At 68.3% G+C, this 19854-nt stretch carries 16 protein-coding genes and 2 pseudogenes; 6 read left to right on the top strand and 12 right to left on the bottom strand.

Annotated elements, in window-relative coordinates:
- Positions 1-330: 330 nt before the first annotated feature.
- Positions 331-639, bottom strand: coding sequence for a hypothetical protein (locus ASE78_RS10970; protein WP_055755549.1), 309 nt, complete (start codon positions 637-639; stop codon positions 331-333).
- A gap of 188 nt (positions 640-827) precedes the next feature.
- On the opposite strand from ASE78_RS10970, the gene ASE78_RS10965 reads away from it, so the two are divergent.
- Complete coding sequence (locus tag ASE78_RS10965) at positions 828-1163, top strand: HNH endonuclease (protein WP_235515023.1); 336 nt, start codon at positions 828-830, stop codon at positions 1161-1163.
- A gap of 249 nt (positions 1164-1412) precedes the next feature.
- Here ASE78_RS10965 and ASE78_RS10960 read toward each other — a convergent pair whose 3' ends face one another.
- Both ASE78_RS10960 and ASE78_RS10955 read right to left on the bottom strand, forming a co-directional pair.
- A complete protein-coding gene (locus ASE78_RS10960) occupies positions 1413-2462 on the bottom strand; it encodes a ribonucleotide-diphosphate reductase subunit beta (RefSeq protein ID WP_056496976.1) in 1050 nt (349 codons plus the stop codon).
- A gap of 87 nt (positions 2463-2549) precedes the next feature.
- Positions 2550-2747 carry a hypothetical protein gene (locus tag ASE78_RS10955; protein WP_056496973.1) on the bottom strand — a complete coding sequence of 66 codons (198 nt, stop codon included), beginning with the start codon at positions 2745-2747 and terminating at the stop codon, positions 2550-2552.
- A 53-nt stretch (positions 2748-2800) separates the two neighbouring features.
- On the opposite strand from ASE78_RS10955, the gene ASE78_RS10950 reads away from it, so the two are divergent.
- Complete coding sequence (locus ASE78_RS10950; RefSeq protein ID WP_056496970.1) at positions 2801-3076, top strand: DUF2171 domain-containing protein; 276 nt, start codon at positions 2801-2803, stop codon at positions 3074-3076.
- Positions 3077-3230: 154 nt separating this feature from the next.
- Here the strand turns inward: ASE78_RS10950 and ASE78_RS19565 are convergent.
- The 4 genes and pseudogenes from ASE78_RS19565 to ASE78_RS10935 form a co-directional block, all read right to left on the bottom strand.
- Positions 3231-3954, bottom strand: a pseudogene (locus tag ASE78_RS19565) (ribonucleotide-diphosphate reductase subunit alpha); the annotation flags it as partial.
- A 3-nt stretch (positions 3955-3957) separates the two neighbouring features.
- Positions 3958-4966, bottom strand: a pseudogene (locus tag ASE78_RS19560) (ribonucleotide reductase N-terminal alpha domain-containing protein); the annotation flags it as partial.
- A gap of 456 nt (positions 4967-5422) precedes the next feature.
- Entirely contained in the window at positions 5423-5842 is a 420-nt protein-coding gene (locus ASE78_RS10940) for a DUF4345 domain-containing protein (protein ID WP_056496965.1), read from the bottom strand.
- Positions 5839-6300 (bottom strand): DUF2721 domain-containing protein, encoded by a 462-nt coding sequence (locus ASE78_RS10935; protein ID WP_055755556.1) that lies wholly within the window; start codon positions 6298-6300, stop codon positions 5839-5841. Before ASE78_RS10935 ends, ASE78_RS10940 begins: the two co-directional genes overlap by 4 nt.
- Positions 6301-6384: 84 nt before the next feature.
- On the opposite strand from ASE78_RS10935, the gene ASE78_RS10930 reads away from it, so the two are divergent.
- Together ASE78_RS10930 and ASE78_RS10925 are read left to right on the top strand one after the other, a co-directional pair.
- Positions 6385-7461: a GNAT family N-acetyltransferase gene (locus ASE78_RS10930; RefSeq protein ID WP_056496963.1), complete on the top strand. Its 1077-nt coding sequence runs from the start codon at positions 6385-6387 to the stop codon at positions 7459-7461.
- A gap of 194 nt (positions 7462-7655) precedes the next feature.
- Complete coding sequence (locus ASE78_RS10925) at positions 7656-10811, top strand: ATP-binding protein (RefSeq protein ID WP_162236496.1); 3156 nt, start codon at positions 7656-7658, stop codon at positions 10809-10811.
- A 10-nt stretch (positions 10812-10821) separates the two neighbouring features.
- Here the strand turns inward: ASE78_RS10925 and ASE78_RS10920 are convergent, their stop codons facing one another.
- Positions 10822-11451, bottom strand: a complete 630-nt coding sequence (locus ASE78_RS10920) for a response regulator (protein ID WP_082467180.1) — start codon at positions 11449-11451, stop codon at positions 10822-10824.
- A gap of 74 nt (positions 11452-11525) precedes the next feature.
- Positions 11526-12158 carry an isochorismatase family protein gene (locus ASE78_RS10915; protein ID WP_056496954.1) on the bottom strand — a complete coding sequence of 211 codons (633 nt, stop codon included), beginning with the start codon at positions 12156-12158 and terminating at the stop codon, positions 11526-11528.
- 68 nt (positions 12159-12226) lie between these two features.
- On the opposite strand from ASE78_RS10915, the gene ASE78_RS10910 reads away from it, so the two are divergent.
- Together ASE78_RS10910 and pncB are read left to right on the top strand one after the other, a co-directional pair.
- The gene (locus tag ASE78_RS10910; protein ID WP_235515021.1) at positions 12227-12907 is read left to right on the top strand and encodes an NUDIX hydrolase; all 681 of its coding nucleotides are present in this window, start codon (positions 12227-12229) and stop codon (positions 12905-12907) included.
- A 3-nt stretch (positions 12908-12910) separates the two neighbouring features.
- Entirely contained in the window at positions 12911-14215 is a 1305-nt protein-coding gene (gene pncB, locus ASE78_RS10905) for a nicotinate phosphoribosyltransferase (RefSeq protein ID WP_056496949.1), read from the top strand.
- Between the two features lie 6 nt (positions 14216-14221).
- Here the strand turns inward: pncB and ASE78_RS10900 are convergent, their stop codons facing one another.
- Genes ASE78_RS10900 through ASE78_RS10890 form a run of 3 tightly spaced genes read right to left on the bottom strand, consistent with a single transcriptional unit; the run spans position 14222 to position 19826 of the window.
- Complete coding sequence (locus ASE78_RS10900) at positions 14222-17428, bottom strand: efflux RND transporter permease subunit (RefSeq protein ID WP_056496946.1); 3207 nt, start codon at positions 17426-17428, stop codon at positions 14222-14224.
- Positions 17425-18588 carry an efflux RND transporter periplasmic adaptor subunit gene (locus tag ASE78_RS10895; protein ID WP_056496944.1) on the bottom strand — a complete coding sequence of 388 codons (1164 nt, stop codon included), beginning with the start codon at positions 18586-18588 and terminating at the stop codon, positions 17425-17427. The genes ASE78_RS10900 and ASE78_RS10895 overlap by 4 nt, the downstream gene beginning before the upstream one ends.
- The gene (locus tag ASE78_RS10890) at positions 18585-19826 is read right to left on the bottom strand and encodes a TolC family protein (RefSeq protein WP_056496940.1); all 1242 of its coding nucleotides are present in this window, start codon (positions 19824-19826) and stop codon (positions 18585-18587) included. The genes ASE78_RS10895 and ASE78_RS10890 overlap by 4 nt, the downstream gene beginning before the upstream one ends.
- Positions 19827-19854 lie beyond the last annotated feature (28 nt).

Genomic DNA, 19854 nt, shown 5'->3' with positions numbered 1-19854 from the left:
ACGGCTTGTATTGGGCGGGTCCGGCGTATCGGGACCCGCCCCGGTGATTGCGTATCGAAAGACCCCGGACGGGAACGTCCGGGGTTTTTTGTCGTCTGTCGGTTCGGAAGCGACCTGCTCCCCTCCCTGACAAGGGAGGGGTTCGGGGGTGGGTAGGCCGGTTGTGGCGCGCTTGTGTTTCCGTATCAGCCGACCCACCCCCGGCCCCTCCCTTTCAGGGAGGGGAGATGTCGCGAGCCGCTGTCTGGCTGGATGTTAATCCGGCGTGGAACGACAAAAAGCCGCCGGGCGCGAACCCGGCGGCTGTTCCCCGTAGGACAACAGGGAAGCTTATTCCTCGACCGTCACCCGGCCGCGTCGGACGACCATGCCGCGCTCCGCCATCTCCTTGCGGAAATCATGTTCGGCATCGGCCACCTCGCGACGATATTCATGCCACGCATCCTCGCGCGACGAAGCATCCCTAGCGCGCGCCAGATCCTTGCGCAGCTCGCGCTTCGCCTCGGAAATGTCGGTCTTGTAGTCGAGGTAATAGGGGTTGTAGTCCGAATAGACCGGCACCGAGCGATCGCGCGCCAGCGACGGAGTGGCGGTCAGCGCGGCGGCGGTTGCGGCCAGAAGCAATGTCGTGCGGTTCATGGGTCGTCTCCCTGATACTGAACTTGCCGAGCGACAACCATTGTACGCTGCGGACGGTTCCTTCATCTGTCGTTCATCTGCCCGACGCCCCCTCGATATTGTCCGATCGACCGGGCCATGGCCGCAAGACTTGCACGACGGCGACAGGCATCCGATGTTGTCGCAGGCAGCATTAGGGCACGATGAACATGGCCGGACGGGTAAAGCGCAAGGCGGGACTGGCGGCGGCCGAAGCGCTGGCCGATCGCTCGATCGCGCCGCCGGTCTGCGCGCTGTGCGCCCGCCCGATCGGCGCGCAGGTCGAATGGCACCACCGTATCCCCAAGAGCGAAGGCGGGCGCGAGACGGTGCCGCTCCACCCGATCTGTCACCGCACGATCCACGCCAGCGCCACCAACGCCGAACTGGCCGAGCCGCTCGCCGATCTCGACAGCTTGCGCAACGTACCGGCGGTCGCGCGCTTCGTGGCATGGGTACGGGACAAACCCGCCGACTTTCGCGCGCCCGTCAGGCGGAGGCGGTAGCGCGCTGTCCTACAGCGGCGTGCGCCGATACACTTCCGACGAATGGCGATAGGAGGCTTTTGCGAATGCTACGCAATCCGAACGCGAACGCGCGGTTAGTGTAAACTTTGTAAACTTTGGGGGGGATTGGCGGGCTGGCACGGGCAAAGCCCGTGCCGTCGGTCGGCGCTTTGGGCGCCGTCGGCCGGCCGCGCCTGAAGGCTCGGGGTAGCTTTCGCTACCCCTTGCCCGGCGCGGCCCCGGCGCGGCTTATTCTGCTGCAACCCCGCCGAACATATCCCCCATGCCGCTGGCTTCCTCGTTCGCCGGCGGCACCGCCTTCGCCTTCTGGCGCTTGTCGAAGCCGTCCCACACCTCGTTCCAGTTGCCGCGCGTCGCCGCCTTCGAATATTCGGTCGCGCGCTGTTCGAAGAAATTGGCGTGCTCGACGCCGTTCAGCAGTGGGGCGAGCCACGGCAGGGGGTGTTCCTCGATCAGATAGATCGGCTTCATCCCCAATTGCCCCAGCCGCCAGTCGGCGATGTAGCGGATGTACTTCTTGATCTCCTTGGCGGTCATCCCGTGGACCGGCCCCATTTCAAAGGCGAGATCGATGAAATTGTCCTCCAGCCGCACTGTCGTCTGGCACATGTCGGCGATGTCGTCGCGCACGGCGCGCGTCATACAATCGCGTTCCTTGCAGAAGGCGTGGAACAGCTTGATGATCCCTTCGCAGTGCAGGCTCTCGTCACGGACCGACCATGACACGATCTGCCCCATGCCCTTCATCTTGTTGAAGCGCGGGAAGTTCATCAGCATCGCGAACGACGCGAACAGTTGCAGCCCCTCGGTGAAGCCGCCGAACATCGCCAGCGTCTTGGCGATGTCCTCGTCGGTATCGACGCCGAAGTTCTGGAGATAGTCGTGCTTGTCCTTCATCTCGCTATATTCGAGGAAGGCGCCATATTCGCTCTCGGGCATGCCGATCGTGTCGAGCAGATGGCTGTATGCCGCGATATGCACCGTCTCCATGTTGGAGAAGGCGGCGAGCATCATCTTGACCTCGGTCGGCTTGAAGATGCGGCCATATTTCTCGTGGTAGCAATCCTGCACCTCGACGTCGGCCTGGGTGAAGAAGCGGAAGATCTGCGTCAGCAGGTTGCGCTCGTGCGGGGTCAGCTTCTGCGCCCAGTCGCGGCAATCCTCGCCCAACGGCACCTCTTCGGGCATCCAGTGGATCTGCTGCTGGCGTTTCCAGAAATCGAACGCCCAGGGGTATTCGAACGGCTTGTACTGCTTGCGGGCTTCGGTGAGCGACATGGGGTTACTCCGGGGAAACTGAAAAAGGATTATCGAAGAAATATGGCGTCATCCCGGCCTGCGCCGGAAGGACGAAAGCGAAGGAGATCATGCCGACCCCCACGACCATTGCGCGATCCCGAAGATCGCAAGGATGATCCCGAGCGCCAGCGCCATCATGCCGGTCATGGCATGGGCATAGCGCGCCTGCGGCGTGGCCCGTCCGCGCAGCCGCGCGAGCAGCCACACGCCAAGGCCCGACGCGAGCAGCGCGACGCCCAGCATGATGAGGACGTTCTGCGTCATGCGACCAACGGCGGGGACATGCGTTTGACCGCCGCCCCCAACGGAGAAATAGCATGGCCGATCTGAGCAACATCAACGAGCACGCCGAAGTCATCGGCGCCGACGGCGTCCATGTCGGCACCGTCGACCGCGTCGAAGGCGACCGCATCAAGCTGACGAAGAAAGACAGCGGCGCACAGGTCGAAGGCGCGGACTCCAGCCACGAAGGGCACCACCATTATATCGACGGCGGCCTCGTTGCCGAGGTCGAGGGTGACACCGTCCGCCTGTCGGCTAACGCCGACGTCGCGGTGACGTTCGAGACGGAAGAAGACGGCTCGCCGGCGTAAGCCGGACGCAGCGTCGACACGGGGAAGGGGGCTGCGTGCCCCCTTTTTCGTGGGCGCTGCCGGTGCGACCACGCCGTCAGACGGGGACGCTTCGCGCCCCCGCTGCCCGCCGTGGTCTGTCCTCACCTTGCTTGCGCAAGGTGAGGCGACCCGCTCACTGACAGGCAAGACACTCGTCATAATCGGTCGTCTCGCCCAGATCGAACTTCGCCAGTTCGGAGGTATTGTCCGCCTCCACGCCGCCCGCGAACCCGGCGCGCTGCACCGACTTCGAGCGGAGATAGTAGAGCGACTTGATGCCCAGCTCCCACGCGCGGAAGTGGAGCATCAGCAGGTCCCACTTCTCGACGTCGGCCGGGATGAACAGGTTCAGCGACTGCGCCTGATCGATATAGGGCGTGCGATCGCCGGCCAGTTCGAGCAGCCAACGCTGGTCGATCTCGAAGCTGGTCTTGAACGTGTCCTTCTCCTCGGTCGACAGGAAGTCGAGGTGCTGGACCGAACCACCCCGCTCGAGGATCGTGTTCCACACCGCGTCGCTGTTCTTCGACTTCGCGATCAGCAGCTTTTCGAGATACGGGTTCTTGACCGACCACGATCCCGACAGCGTCTTGTGGGTGTAGATGTTCGCCGGGATCGGTTCGATGCAGGCGCTGGTGCCGCCGCAGATGATGCTGATCGACGCGGTCGGGGCGATCGCCATCTTGCACGAAAACCGCTCCATCACGCCCATGTCGGCGGCGTCGGGGCAGGGCCCGCGCTCGCCGGCGAGCTGCATCGACGCCTCGTTCACCTGCGCGCTGATGTGGCGGAACACCTTGAGGTTCCACGCCTTGGCCATCGCCCCTTCGAACGGCAGGCCGCGCGCCTGCAGGAACNNNGCGCGCGCGCCATCTCGTCGGGTGCGCGGTCGATATAGTCGGTCAGCACATTGTCGAGAAAGCGCATCACGTCCTCGATGAAGCGCTTGTCGCCGTTCCATTCGTCCCACGTCTCGAGGTTGAGCGACGAGAGGCAGCACACGGCGGTGCGATCATTGCCGAGGTGGTCCTTGCCGGTGGGCAGCGTGATCTCGCTGCACAGGTTCGAGGTCGATACCTTCAGGCCCAGATCGCGGTGATGCTTGGGCATCGTCGAGTTCACATGGTCGCTGAACACGATGTACGGCTCGCCGGTGGCGAGGCGGGTTTCGACCAGCTTCTGGAACAGCGAGCGGGCGTCGACCGTGGCACGGACCGACCCGTCCTTCGGGCTCTTCAGTTGCCATTCGGCACCGTCACGGACGGCTTCCATGAAGGCATCGGGGATCAGCACGCCGTGATGCAGGTTCAGCGCCTTGCGATTGAAATCGCCGCTGGGCTTGCGGATTTCGAGGAACTCCTCGATCTCCGGGTGGCTGATGTCGAGGTAGCACGCCGCCGACCCGCGCCGCAGCGACCCTTGCGAGATGGCGAGCGTCAGCGAATCCATGACGCGGACGAACGGGATGATGCCGCTGGTCTTGCCGTTCAGGCCAACCGGCTCGCCGATGCCGCGCACATTGCCCCAATAGGTGCCGATGCCGCCGCCGCGCGACGCCAGCCAGACATTCTCGTTCCACGTCTCGACGATGCCCTCAAGGCTGTCGGGCACCGAGTTGAGATAGCAGGAGATAGGCAGGCCGCGCCCGGTGCCGCCGTTCGACAGGACCGGCGTCGCCGGCATGAACCACAGCTTCGAGATATAGTCGTACAGCCGCTGCGCATGCGCGGCGTCATCGGCATAGGCCGAGGCGACGCGGACGAACAGGTCCTGATAGGATTCGCCCGGCAGCAGATAGCGGTCCTTGAGCGTATCCTTGCCGAAATCGGTCAGCAGCGCGTCGCGCGAATGATCGACCTCGACCGCGTGGAGCTGGGCATCGACGGTGTGGCTGGTCCGCACGACGGGGGCCGGGGCAGGGGTCGCTTCGGCGAGGGGGAGTTCGGCTGTCTGGGCGTCCTGACTGTCGGCGAAGGTCATTGTCCCGTTCCTCATGTGTTCGTCCGGGGGCAGCGCCTCCGGCAATGGTTCGGGCGCGCCGCCGGATACGGGGCTGCGCCATGGTCGGTCCGGCGGACGGGTCGCGGCGCGGTGGCGTCGGTCCCGGCGGTATCGGACAGAATACTATGTGTAGCGGCTGGTCGGCCGTCTGGCCCACTAATTGTAGGAAATCGCGGGATGTGCAAGCCGCGAATTTTTTGCGGAACGCGGGAACCGGCATGTCGCGAACCGCCGTATGGACGCGACGCGCGCTCGTCCGCCGTGTCGCGAAAATGCAAGAGAGGTTTTGGGGACCTGCGAAAAAATACGGGGCGGACGAACCGCTCAGCGATGCGCCGGGGCGGCGTCCTGCATCCGGCAGCGATGCGCCACACGAGTCTGCCAGCCAAGGATCAGCGGCACGCCGATCAGTTCGATGCACAGCCCCGCGACATGCCCGGTCGAGGGCATTCCCAGCTCGGCGAGCGACAGCAGCCGGGCCATGCCGCCCGCGACCACCATCGCGCCCAGCAACCGCAGCCGCGTGCCCTTGCGCTCGATCCCGGGGATGCAGCCGACGAACCCCAGCCCCATCACCACGAAGATGCCCGAGAGATAGCGAAAATGGCTGTCGAGATCGACCGCCGGGCCGGATTGCAGCCAGCCCGCGCCGCGAACGATTCCGATCGTGCCGGTCGTCAGCGGCACGATGCACGCCAGCGCCACCACCGCCTGTAACAGCGTGCGTTCGCGCCGGGGGCTCATTGCCGTTCACGCTCCAGCAGTTCGGCGCGTACCCGGATCGCGCGCACCGACATGCGGACCTCGACCAGAAACCATGTCAGCCCGCCGATCAGCAGCAGCATCGACAGGATGAACGCGATCGCCACCGCCTTACCCAGCCGCAGGTCGAGCAGTTCGGCGGTGAACAGCATCGCCACGACGGTGCAGTTCGCGACCGCCGACAGCACGACGAGGAACACCGCGCTGTTGATGACGCGGATCCGCCGGTCGAGCAGGCGCAGTTCGAAGACGTGGCGGTCATGCTCCGGCCCGATCGAGCTGGGGTGCAGCTTTTCCAGATCGCGCGCGCGGTCGACGATCCGCGCCAGCCGCCCGACCATGACGTTCAGGATCGCGCCGATTCCGGCCAGCAGGAACACCGGCGCGATCGCGGTCTGGATCGTCTTGGCGACGGTCGAAAGGACGGGTTCGAATTCCACGACAGCGATATGACGCCCGCGACCGATACGGGCAAGGCGGCTTCTCCACCGGATCGTAACGTCTGCCCGCCAGTTTGCCCGGCGATGACCCGCTCCACCGTTTCCGTTCCCGACGCCCGGCTCGATGCCCGGATCGTCGATGGCCTGTCGCCCGCGATCGATCTGGTCGCGGCGGCGGCGCCACCGTCGCATCGTTTCCTGCGCCGCCAGTGGTTCGCCGCCGCGCTGACGGCCTATGGCGGTGTCGCGCGGACGGTGACGGTCGCGCGCGGCGACGCGCCGGTCGCGGCGTTGCCGCTGGTGCCGCTCGGCCCCGGCATTCTGCGGCTGGGGCAGGTGCCGGGATGCTATTGGCCGTTCCGCAGCCTGCCGGTCGCGGCCGATGCGACACCGGCCGAATTCGACACGCTGCTCGCCACCACCGGACGGGCAGTGCGCGGGTTCCGGCTCGGCCCAATCTATGACGGCGACCCCGCGCTCACCGGCTTGCTCGCCGCCGCCGGTCGTGCGGGCTGGCGGGCGATGCCGCGCTTCGTCGCCGACAGCTTCCTGCTCGACATCGCCGCCGTGCAGGCGGAGGGCGCATGGCCGCGCGGCTCGACGTTGAAGAAGAACCGTTTCCACGAAAAGCATCTCGCCGGCCATGGCGCGCTCGACTGGTCGTTCGTCAGCGGCGGCGACTGGAACGCAGCCGCGTTCGATGCGCTCGCCACGGTCGAGGAGCGGAGCTGGATCGCCGAGCGGACCGACGGCAGCGACGCCAAGTTCACCGGTGAAGGGCATGGCGCGTTCTGGCGGGCCGCCGCCGCCGATCCGGTGATCGCCAGCATGTTGTGGGCGGCGGTGCTGCGCATCGACGGGGTGCCCGCCGCCTTCTCGTTCGATCTGAACGCCGGCCACCTGAAATACGCCATCGCCAACAGCTATGACCCCGCCTTCGCCAAACATTCGCCGGGGCGGCTGCTCTATTACCGCAATCTGGTCCAGGGGATGGCCGACGGCATCACCCTGGTCGACTGGGGGGCGGGGGACAGCGGCTACAAGCGGGTCATCGGCGCGCAGCAGGGGCCGGCGATCCGCGACTGGCTGTTCCTGCGGCCGGGGTTGCCGGCGCTGATCGGCCGGTTGCTGCGACGACGTTGGAGCGCCAGCGGGCAATAGCCATCTGCTCGGGTCCTCCGTTTCGGATCAATCACTTGCCTTGGCTGCATCCTTTGGATGATTGAGCGCGACCACCGAATCGCGAACATATCGTGCGGGGTCGAAGGGCGATCATGGACGTCGTCCGGCGCGGGCCGATCGATCCATGGCCGCCCGTACCGGACCACCGAACCTTCCCGCGCAAATGGTCCGTCATGTCGTTCCTTCCGCCTGCCTTCACCCGATTGCCGATCGCTATGGCGGCCTATGGCGCGGTGATCCTGTTGCTGGCGACGGCGACGCTGTCGTTCGCGTCGGCGATGGCGGGGGCGGTGCTGATCTGGCCGGTCAATGCGGTCGCGGTTTCGATGCTGACCCGACAGCCGGTCGCCCGGCTGCCGCAGTGGCTGGCCGTCACCGCCGTGGCCATGCTGCTGTCGCATGTCGTGCTCGGCATCGAGACGCGGTTGGCGCTGGGGTTCAGCGCGATCAACCTGATCGAGATCACCGTCGTTGCCACGCTGCTGCGGCGCTCGGGCGCCGATCCGATGCGGCTGCGCGGCTATGCGCTGACGATCCTTGCGGCGATGGCCGGCGCGGCGGTCAGCACGCCGCTGGCCGCCGGACTGTCGGCGGCGGTCGGCGGGCCGGTGTCGGTGCTGGCCATGGCCCGCTGGTTCGCCGCCAGCGTGATGGGCATGGTGATCGTGGTGCCGGCACTCGGCGCCAGCCGCCGCGACCTGCCCGGCGAAGGCACGATCGGGCCGGTCGCACTCGTCCTGCTGCCGTCGATCGCGGCACTCGTCGCGACGTTGGTGTTCGGCATCGGCAATTATCCGCTGCTGTTCCTGCTGATGCCGTGCGGGGTGTTCGCCGCCTTCCACCACGGTTTCGGCGGCGCGGCGCTGACCACGCTGACGATCGCGATAGTCGCCACGATCTTCACCGTCCACGGCGACGGGCCGATCGCGGCGAGCTTTCCCGAAACCATCGATCGCTTCCTGTTCCTGCAACTGTTCCTGTCGGCGATCACGCTGACCGCCTTTCCGATGGCGACGCTGCTCCACCACCGCGACCGCGCGCTGGAACAGACCCGCGCCGCCGAGCGTGAGTTGCGCCTGCTGACCGACCATTCGACCGACCTGATCCTGCGCATCGGCATGGACGGCATCCGCCGCTATGCCTCGCCCGCATCGCAGCAACTGCTCGGCTATGCGCCCGAGGAGTTGGTCGGGCGCAGTTCGTTCGAACGGATGCACCCCGACGATAAGGAACGGATGCGCCGGGCCTGCCTGACGCTGACCGAAAACGGCGTCGGCGTGGTGCGTCGCTATCGCCAGCGGCATCGCGACGGCCAGTATGTGTGGCTGGAAGGCGCGTTCCGCCTGACGCCGGGCGACGGGCCGGTGGGGGAAATCGTTGCGACGGTGCGCGACATCGGCTTGCGTCAGGCCGCCGAGCAGGCCGCGACCGCGGCGATCGCGCAACTGGAGGAGCGGCAGCGCCTGCTGGCGATGGCCGAGGCGGCGGCGCAGATCGGCCATTGGCGCATCGATCACGACGGACAGCGCTTGTTCTGGTCGCCCGAGGTGTTCCGCATCCACGGCCTGCCGGTCGGCGACGCCCCGCCGCTGGGCGATGCGGTCGACTGTTATCATCCCGACGACCGCGCGATGGTCCGCTCGCGGATCGCGCAGACGTTCGCGGGCGAGGGACCGTTCGCGTTCGAGGCGCGGCTGCACCGCAACGACGGCGCGCTGCGCTGGGTATCGACACGCGGACAGGCGGAACAGGGGCCGGACGGCACGACCGTCGGGCTGTTCGGCGTGTTCCAGGACATTACCGAACAGGTCACGGCGATGGCCGAACTGCGTGCCGCGCGCGAAGCGGCCGAACGCGCGCTGGCGGCGCGCGCCACCTTCGTCGCGACGATCAGCCACGAGATCCGCACCCCGCTGACCGCGATCCTCGCCGCCGCGCAGTTGCTGCGCGACACGCCCGAGCGGGTCGAGCGGATGCGGCATCTCGACTCGCTCGAACAGGCCGGACGGACGCTGTCGCATATCGTCGACGACGTGCTGACCTTTTCCAAGCTGGAGGCAGGGCAGGGCGAGGCGGAGGCGATCGCGTTCGAGCCCGACGCGCTGATCGCCGGCATCGCCGGCATGTTCGCGACCGACGCGGCGGCGCATGGCATCGCGCTGGAGGCCGATATTGCCCCCGGCCGGGTGATCGGCGATCCGGCGCGGTTGCAGCGGGTGCTGACCAACCTCGTCGGCAATGCGATCAAGTTCACCCGTGCCGGATCGGTCCGCATCACCGCGACCGCGAGCGGTGGCGATCTATGGTGTTTCGATGTCGCCGACACCGGCGTCGGCATCCGCGACGACCGGCTGGAGGCGATCTTCGAGCCGTTCGTGCAGGCCGACGCATCGACCACGCGCAGCTATGGCGGCACGGGCCTGGGCCTCAGCATCAGCCGGATGCTGGTCGAATCGATGGGCGGCGCGATCGGCGTCGACAGCCGCGCGGGCGAGGGATCGCGCTTCTGGTTCACCCTTCCGCTGCCGGCCACCGTCGCCGCGACCAGCGAGATCGCCCCGCCGCCGCCCACCGCGCCGGTCCGCCCGCGCAGCATCCTCGTCGCCGAGGACAACGACACCAACCGCTATCTGATCGCCGAGATCGTCCGCCGGCTGGGCCACCATGTCGTCGCGGTCGAACATGGCGCGCGCGCGGTGGAATATGTCACCGACCGGGCGGGGCATCCGATCGATCTGGTGCTGATGGACGTGCAGATGCCGGTCATGGACGGGATCGCCGCGACCCGGGCGATCCGGGCGTGGAGCGGCGCCGGCGCGCGCGTGCCGATCTTTGCGCTGACCGCCGATCTGTCGGCCGAACGCCGTGCCGAAGTCGTTGCGGCGGGCATGAACGGGGTCCTTGCCAAGCCGGTCGACATCGCGGCGTTGCGTCATGCGATCGCGGGCGTGACCGTGGAGCAGGACGAGGAACACGATACCGCACCGGACGTGGCGGCGATCGATCCCGGACGGGTCCGCGCGCTCGGCGAGACGCTGGGGCCGGCGGCGCGCGACACGCTGCTCGGCCTGCTGGTCGAGGATGCCCAGCGTATTCCGGGGCGTCTCCGCGCATTGGTCGGCGGCGGGCGGGGCGATCTCGCCCGGCGCGAGGCGCATGCCCTGCGCGGTGCGGCGGCGAGTGTCGGTGCGCAGGCGCTGGTGGCCGCGCTCCGCGTGGTGGAAGACGCGCGGGAGGACGCGCCGATCGATCCGGCATGGCTCGACACGATCGATCGCGCGGCGCAGGCGGTGGTGGCCGCCGCGCGCGCGGTGAGCGACCCGGCGTGATACGGGAAGGTCAGTCCTCGGCGTCGAATGCCTGAAGCGCCAGCACCGCCTGCGTCCGGTTGCTGACGCCCAGCTTGCGGAAGATCGCCGACAGGTGCGACTTCACCGTCGGTTCGGCGAGTTGCAGGTCATAGGCGATCTGCTTGTTCTGATGCCCGTTGGCAATCGCGCGGAGCACGCGCAGTTGCGCGATCGACAAGGTGCCCATCCGCTGCGCGAGGTCTGCGCGCCGGTCGTCGCTCGCGCCGATGTCGATTCCTGCGGGAATCCAGCGTTCGCCGGCGAGCAGGCTGCGGATCGCCGCCACCATCTCGTCGATCGGCGAGGATTTGGGGATGAAGCCGCTGGCGCCCAGCGCCACCGCCTGACGGATCACGCTCGGATCGTCCCTACCGGACACGATCGCGATCCGCGCGGCCGGCCGCACCGCGCGCAATACCGCCAGACCGGCGAACCCCTGCACATCGGGCAGCATCAGGTCGAGCAGGATCAGGTCGTGCGGACGGATGCGGGCGAAATCCTCCGCCTCGGCCAGCGTCGTCGCGCTATCGATCGTCACCGCCGGATCGACGACCCGCGCCGCCATCGCCAGCGCGGTCGCACACATCGGATGGTCGTCGGCGACGAGGATTTGCGACATCGAGGGCCTCCATTCCGTTTCGGCACCGTAGCGATACCGCGAACCGGTTTGACAGGCCATATCACAAAGGCGGGTCAGTTGAAGGGCGAAGTGATTGAAGATGCGACCGTCTTGTCGCGGGACAGCACGACCGGGGCACCGGCGAAGTCGGTTTCGATCACCTGGTCGATCGACCGTTCGATCCCGCGGGTCAGGTCGGCCGGCACCTCGACCACGAAGCCGCGCGCGACCAGCCCGTCGATCGCCCAGCGGACACAATAGTCGGCGGCGACTCCCACCACGATCGCGCGGTCGATGCCCGCCGCGCGCAACCCGGCGAAGAAACCGTCGCGCGCCACCGCCACGGATGCCGGCTGTCGCAGGTCGTGGAGCGTCAGCCCCGGTTCGGCCCACATGTCGAACACGCCTTTTTCCAGCCCGAGACAGGGAATGTCCGCCGCCACGACATCGGCCCCGACCAGATTGCGCCAGCCCGGCGTGCCATGGACGCAGTGGATCGGAAACAGCGTCGCCTCGGCACTGGTCGGATAGGTATCGGCGAAATGGGTGTCGAAGGTGAACACCACCGCCGCCGTATCCGCCGCCTGTCGCCGGCCGAGCCATGCGCGGATCGGCGCGGCCAGCCGGTCGGCACCGGGCACCGGCAAAGCCCCGTCCGCCAGCATGAAATCCGCCTGGGTATCCACCACCACGATCAGATCGCGCATCTTCCAGCTCCTGTCGTCCGATACTGGACATATATGCTATAAGGATATATGTAAAGTGCATGGAAGATATGGCATCCTCCGAAGCATATGACCCCGGGCGCTATGATCGCCCGTCGGTGACGGTCGATATTGTCGTGCTGGGAATCATGGATGGCCGTCCGGTCGTGCTGCTGACCCGGCGTCGGCAGTCGCCGTTCGCCGGTCGATGGACGCTACCCGGCGGGTTCGTCGGCATCGACGAGGCGCTGGAGGCGGCGGCCCGACGGGTGCTGGCGGACAAGGGCGGGCTGGTCGGCCCGGTGCCCGAGCAGGTCCATTGCTTCGGCGCGGTCGATCGCGATCCCCGGATGCGGATCGTCAGCATCGCGCATCGCGTGTTGCTGACCCCGGCGGAACTGGCCGCGCTGACGCTGGACGCGGGGCAGCGGCTGGCGACGATCGATGTGACCGGCGCGGTCCGCATCGATGGCGATACGATTGCGCTCGGCTTCGATCATGCCGCGATCGTCGCGTTGACGCTCGACCGGTTGCGTGGCGGGATCGACGATGCTGCCTTCGCGCTGTTGCCCGATCGCTTCACGCTGCGCGATCTTCAGGGCGTGCAGGAAGCGGTGCTGGGCCGCGCGCTCAACAAGCCCGCCTTTCGCCGCCGGATGCTCGACAGCGGGCGGATCACGCCCACCGGCGACCGCGAGGCAGGAACCGCCTTTCGCCCCGCCGCCTTCTATACCCGCACCATAAAGGATTGATCGATGGTGATGACGGATATTGCCACCCGTGTCTGGAACCATGGCTGGCGGCTCGACCCGGTGGTGCGCAGCCTGCTCGATACCGATTTCTACAAGCTGCTGATGGTGCAGATGATCCGCGAGGTCCGCCCCGACGTACAAGCGACTTTCGCGGTGCTGAACCGGACGAAATCGGTACGGCTGGCCGAGGTGATCGACGAAAGCGAATTGCGCGCCCAACTCGACCATGCGCGGACGCTGCGCTTCTCGAAGCAGGAGCTGATCTGGCTGGCGGGCAACAGCTTCTATGGGGTCGAACGGATGTTCGCGCCGGGGTTCATCGACTGGCTGGCCGACGTTCGCCTGCCCGAATACGAGCTGTCGGTGCGCGACGGCCAATATGAGCTGCGTTTCGCGGGTCCGTGGGCGGAGACGTCGCTATGGGAAATCCCGGCGCTCACCATCCTCAACGAACTGCGTGCCCGCGCGGCGCTGGCCGATCACGGCCGCTTCGCGCTCGACGTCACCTATGCGCGGGCGAAGGCGCGATTGTGGGACAAGGTCGAGCGGTTGCGCGACCTGCCCGATCTGGTCCTGTCCGACTTCGGCACGCGGCGGCGGCACGGCTTTCTGTGGCAGCGCTGGTGCGTCGAGGCGTTGCAGGAGGGACTGGGCGACCGCTTCATCGGCACGTCGAACGTGCTGCTGGCGATGCAAGCCGGGCTGGAGGCAGTCGGCACCAACGCGCATGAACTGCCGATGGTCGAGGCGGCGCTGGCCGACGACGATGCCGGCATCGCCGCCGCACCCTATCGCGTGCTGGAGGAGTGGCGGCGGCATTATGGCGGCAACCTGTTGATCGCGCTGCCTGATGCGTTCGGCACCACCGCGTTCCTCCGCGATGCGCCGGCGTGGCTGGCGCAGTGGACCGGCTTCCGCCCCGACAGCATGCCGCCGATCGAGGGCGGCGAGCAGATCATCGCATGGTGGCACGCCCAGGGCGTCGATCCGCGCAGCAGGTTGCTGATCTTTTCCGACGGGATGGATGTCGACAGCATCACTGCGACCTACCACCACTTCCATGGCCGGGTGCGGATGAGCTTCGGCTGGGGCACCAACCTGACCAACGACTTTCGCGGCTGCGATCCGCTGGGCGCCGGCGGGCTGGAGCCGATCTCGCTGGTGTGCAAGGTGGTCGAGGCGAACGGACGCCACGCGGTCAAGCTGTCCGACAACCCGGCCAAGGCGACCGGGCGGCCGGAGGACATCGCCCGTTACCTGCGCATCTTCGGCGAAGGCGGGCGCGTGGCGCAGCCGGTCGCGGTGTAGCCGTCGCTACGCCGCGACCGCCGTGCTGCCACGCCGGGCGATGAGCGCGACGATTGCGGGCAGCACCAGCAATGTGAGCGCAGTTGCGGTCATCAACCCGCCGATCACGACCGTGGCCAGCGGGCGCTGGACCTCCGCGCCGGTGCCGGCCGCCAGCGCCATCGGCACGAAGCCGAGGCTGGCGACCAGCGCGGTCATCAGCACCGGGCGGACCCGCTCCATCGCCCCGTCGACGATCGCGGTGGCGGCGTCCACGCCGGTCGCTTGCCGCCGGCCGATCGCGCTCATCATGACGAGGCCGTTCAGCACCGCGACCCCCGACAGCGCGATAAAGCCGACCGCCGCGGTGATCGAGAAGGGGATGCCGCGCAACAGCAGCGCAAAGACCCCGCCGGCCAGCGCCATCGGCACCGCGCTGAACACCACGGCGGCCCGCACCCAGCCACCGAGCGCCAGATACAGCAGCGCGAACACGCCCGCGAAGCACAGCGGCACGACGATCAGCAACCGGTTGCGCGCAGACCGCAGGTTTTCGAAGGTGCCGCCCCAGTCGATATACATGCCCGGCGGCAGCGCGAGCGCCGCCACCTTTGCCTGCGCCTCGCCGACGAACCCGCCGAGGTCGCGCCCGCGCACATTGGCCTGCACCACGACCATGCGCTTGCCGTTCTCACGGCTGATCTGGTTCAAGCCTTCGGTGTAGCGGAAGCGGGCGACCTGCGCCAACGGCACCGAATCGGTATGGCCGGTCGCGTCGGGCGGCAGCATCACCGGCACCGATCCGAGCGCCGTCACATCGTCGCGCGCCACGTCGGGCAGGCGGACGACGATGTCGAAGCTGCGGTCGCCTTCGTAGACGACGCCAGCCTCGCGACCCGACAGCGCGGCGGCGACGGTGTTCGCCACCGCATCGACCGACAGGCCATAGCGTGCCGCCGCCTGCCGATCGACCACCACGTCGAAGGTCGGCGCGCCGTCGGTCTGTTCGGCCTGCACGTCGGCGGCACCGGCGATGGTGCGCAGCGACGCGGCGATGCGTCCGGCGGTGGCCTGCATCGCCTCCAGATCGTCGCCGTACAGCTTGACCGCCACGTCGGATCGCACCCCGGCGATCAGTTCGTTGAAGCGCATCTGGATCGGCTGCTGGATTTCGGACCGGCTGCCGATCAGCGGCTTCATCTTCGCCTCGATCCGCGCGAGGATGTCGGCCTTGCTCGTCACCCCGGCGGGCCATTGGTCGCGGGGTTTGGGGATGACATAGGTGTCCGATGCGTTGGGCGGCATCGGATCGGTGCCGAGATCGGCGTTGCCGTTCTTGGAAAACACCAGCGCGACTTCGGGCAGCGTCTTGATCGCATCCTCGATGCGGAGCTGCATCGCGGTCGACTGGTCGATCGAGGTGGAGGGAATGCGGAAGTTGGTGACGGTGATGTCGCGCTCGTCGAGCTGCGGCATGAACTCCTCGCCCAGCGCCCCGAACCCGACGATCGCCGCGACGAACACCCCGGCTCCGGTGGCGACGAAGGGGAGGGGCCGCGCCACCGCCCTGGCCAGCCACGGCGCATAGCGCGCCTTGAACCAGCGGATCGGCTTCACCTCGGTCTCGCTCACCCGCCCGGTCACGAGGATCGCGATCATCGCGGGAACGAAGGTAAGCGACAGCACCAGCGCCGAGGCGAGCGCCAGCATCAGCGTGACCGCCATCGGCGCAAAGGTCTTGCCCTCCACCCCCTGAAACGTCAGCAGCGGCAGGAACACGAGGAAGATGATCGCCTGCCCGAACACGGTCGGGCGGATCATCTCGCGCGCGGCCTCGCCGGTTTCCTCCAGCCGTTCCTCCTTCGTCAACAGCCTGCCCAGATGTTCCTGCCGTTCGGCGAGGCGGCGCAGCGCGTTTTCCACCACGATCACCGCGCCATCGACGATCAGCCCGAAATCGAGCGCGCCCAAGCTCATCAGATTGCCCGAGACGCCGAGCGCGTTCATGCCCGTGGCGGTCATCAGCATCGCGATCGGAATGACGGCGGCGGTGATGAGTGCGGCGCGGACGTTGCCGAGCAGCGCGAACAGCACGACGATGACGAGCAGCGCGCCCTCGACCAGATTCTTCTCGACCGTGGCGATGGTCGCGCGGACCAGCGACGCACGGTTGTAGACCGGCGTGGCGACGATGTCGGCGGGCAGGGTGCGGTTCACCTCGATCAGCCGGTCGGCGAGCGCGTCGGCGACGATGCGGCTGTTCTCGCCGGTCAGCATCAGCACGGTCGAGATGACCGCTTCGGCCCCCATCAGGCTGCCGGAGCCGGTGCGGACCCCGCCACCGATCACCACCTGCGCCACGTCGGCGACCCGCACCGGCGTGCCGCCACGGCTCGCGACGATCGCCGCTTCGATGTCGCCGATCGATTTCAGCCGGGCATCGGCGCGCACGAGGAAGCTTTCCCCGGCGCGACGGACATAGTTGGAGCCGGTCGAGACATTGGCCCGCTCCAGCGCGTCGGCAAGGTCGGTGAGCGACAGGCCATAGGCGGTCAGCGCGCCGAGCTTGGGCTCGACGACATATTGCTTCACATAGCCGCCGTTGGAATCGACCCCCGCCACCCCGTCCACGCCGCGCATCTGCGGACGGATGATCCAGTCCTGCACGGTGCGCAGATAGGCGGCCTTGGCGAGCGGGGTCGTCAGCCGCTCACCCTCGGGGGTGACATAGCTGCCGTCGCCCTGCCAGCCCGGCCGGCCCGGCGTCGCCTTCGCGCCGCGTCCGTCGGGATGGGCGAAGGCGACCGAATACATGAAGATTTCGCCCAGACCCGTCGCCAGCGGGCTGAGCCGTGGCTGGACCCCGGCGGGCAGGCTGCCCTGCGCCTGCGCCAGTCTTTCGGTCACTTGGGCACGGGCGAAATAGATGTCGGTCGAATCGGCGAAGACCGCCGTGACCTGACTGAAGCCATTGCGTGTGACCGATCGGGTCATCTCCAGTCCGGGGATTCCGGCCAGCGCGGTTTCGACCGGGAAGGTGATCTGCTTTTCCACGTCGGTGGGGCCGAGTGCGGGGACGAAGGTGCTGATCTGCACCTGCCGGTTCGTCACGTCGGGCACGGCGTCGATCGGCAGGCGGGCGATCTGCCACGCGCCGATCGCGATGACGATCAGCGTCAGGAACGCGACCGCCCAGCGTCCGCGCACCGATGCGGTCAGGATGCGCGCGATCAATGATGGTCCCCTTCGCTCTTGCCGAGTTCGGCCTTCAGCAGAAAGGCATTGGCGGCGGCGATGCGGGTGGCCGCCGCCAGACCGCGCAATATCTGGACCCGCTCGCCGCTGCGGGTGCCGACGATCACGTCCTGCGCGCGAAAGCCGGTGGGGGTGGCGACGAACACGACGGTACGTTCGCCCAGCGTCTGCACCGCTTCGGCGGGAACGGTGACACCGCCGGCAACGGTGCCGCCACGGGTGAAGATGCGCGCCTGCACCAACTGGCCGGGCGACAGGGTGGAGGCCCCGGCCCCCGGATCGACCACGACGGTCGCGGCGCGGGTTTCGGGATCGACCACGCCGGTCGCCGACCGGACCGTGCCGGGCACGATCCGACCCGGATCGATGGTCAGTTCCACCCGGTCGCCGGGGCGGACGCGCGCGGCATCGGCCGGCGGCAGCGCGGCGGTGACGGTCAGGCGGGTGGCATCGGCGACGCGGAACAATTCGGTCGCGGCGGCGACATATTGGCCGAGTGTCGCGGGGGCGGCGGTGATCCGTCCGGCGATCGGGCTGACCAGCGCAACCGAACGACCGTCGCGCGCGATCCGCAACGCCCCGGCGGCGGCCACCGCCCGCGCGGCATCGGCCCGCGCGACGGCGAGCGCGGCCTGCGCCGTTTCGAGGTCGGCGCGTGGCGACACCCCTTGCGACAACAGGCTGCGCTCGCGGGCCAGTTGCCGCTCGGCCAGCGTCACGCGCGCGGCGGCGCCGGCACGATCGGCGACGACCGAGGAGGCGTCACGGCTTTCGATCAGCGCGATCGTCTCGCTACGCGCGACGGGATCGCCGACGCGCTTGAAGATGCGGGTGACGGTGCCATCGGCGCCGGCGGCCAGCACGGCCTGCGCATCGGGTGGCGAGGCGACGGTCGCGGCGGCGGAGAGGATTGCGTCGATCGACCCGGCGGCGGCGGCGACGACCGTGATCTGCGATGCGGCGATGCCGGCGGCGTCGATCGCGACGGTATCGGTCGGGGCCTCGTCATGCTCGGCCTCCGCCGGTGGCGCGGGGGCGGCGGTGGGCACCGGCGAGGTCAGGCGCGCGGCACCGAAGCCTGCGGCGGCGGCGAGGACGATGCCGATCGCGGCACCGGCGTAAAGGCGTTGCGAGGTCATTCGACGATTGCTCCGGTAAGGGCCTGGCCGTGCAGCCGGGCCAGTGCTGCGCGCGCGTCGATCCGCGCGGCGGCGGCGTCGAGCGCGGTGCCGCGCACGACGCCAAGGTCGTGACGGGCGATCAGGACTTCGCTCAAGGGCGCCTTGCCCGATTCATAGGCGATCCGGGTCAGCCGATAGGTTTCGGTGGCGGTCGCGACCGATCGCACGGCGGCGGCGGCGCGCTGGTCGGCGGCGGCGACCTGTGTGGCGGCGGCGGCGGCCATGGTGCGCGCCGCCTGTCGCTGGGCGTTCAGTTCGATTTCGGCGGCAGTGCGTTCGGCTTCGGCGGCGGCGATGTTGCCACGGTTGCGATCGAACAGGGTGAGCGGCAACGAGATGCCGGCGACCAGCGCCGTCGCCCGGTCCGCTTCGAGACGGCGGATGCCGATCTGCGCGCTGACGTCGGGCAATGCGCGTTTGCGTTCGGCGGCGATGCGCGCGGTGGCGGCATCGCGTTCGGCCAGCGCGACGCGCATTTCCGGCGAGGCTGGCGGCCCGACCGGTACGACCGGCGGCAGCGTGTCGAGCAGCGAGGCGGACAGCCCGGTATAGGGCGTTTCGGTGCCCGCCAGCACCGCCAGTTGGGCAAGCGCGGTCTGATAGGCGGCGCGGGTGACGGCAAGGTCGGCGGTAAGCGCCGCCACTTCGCTGTCGGCGCGCAGTTCGCGCAGCCGCGCTTCCTTGCCCGCCGCCACCATCGCGCGGGCGACCTTCAGGTCGGTGGTCGCCTCCGCCACTTCTTCCTCGGCAAGATCGATCCGCCGTCCGGCGATCTCCGCCATGGCATAGGCGCGGGCAAGATCATGGGCATAGGCGACACGCCCAGCGTGGGCGCGGGCGCGGGCGGCATCGACCCCGGCGATCCCCGCCGCGATCCGCGCGGCGCGCTTGCCGCCCAGTTCAAGGACATGGTTGAGCTGGATCGTCGTTTCAGCACGGGCGAAGCCGCCATAGGGGTCGGAGCCGCCGATGTTCTCGACATAGCCGCTGATCGTCGGGTTGGGGCGGGCGCGTGCCTGGTCGGCAAGGCCCTGTGCGGCCTGGGTACGCGCGTCGAGCGCGGCGATGCGCGGCGCGGTGCCGCGCTCGGCGAGCAGTTGGGGGAAGGGCGGGGCGAGTTGCGCGGCGGCGGGCGGTGCCGCCGCAAGCACTGCGGCCAGCGCGAGCACGCGCCGCCAGCAAGGGGAAACGGACATGGAACATCCTGCACGACAGAGTGAGCGT

Origin of the sequence: Sphingomonas sp. Leaf25, assembly GCF_001421635.1 — a bacterium.
Taxonomy (GTDB): Bacteria; Pseudomonadota; Alphaproteobacteria; order Sphingomonadales; family Sphingomonadaceae; genus Sphingomonas.
This window is presented reverse-complemented; position numbering and strand designations above follow the sequence as displayed.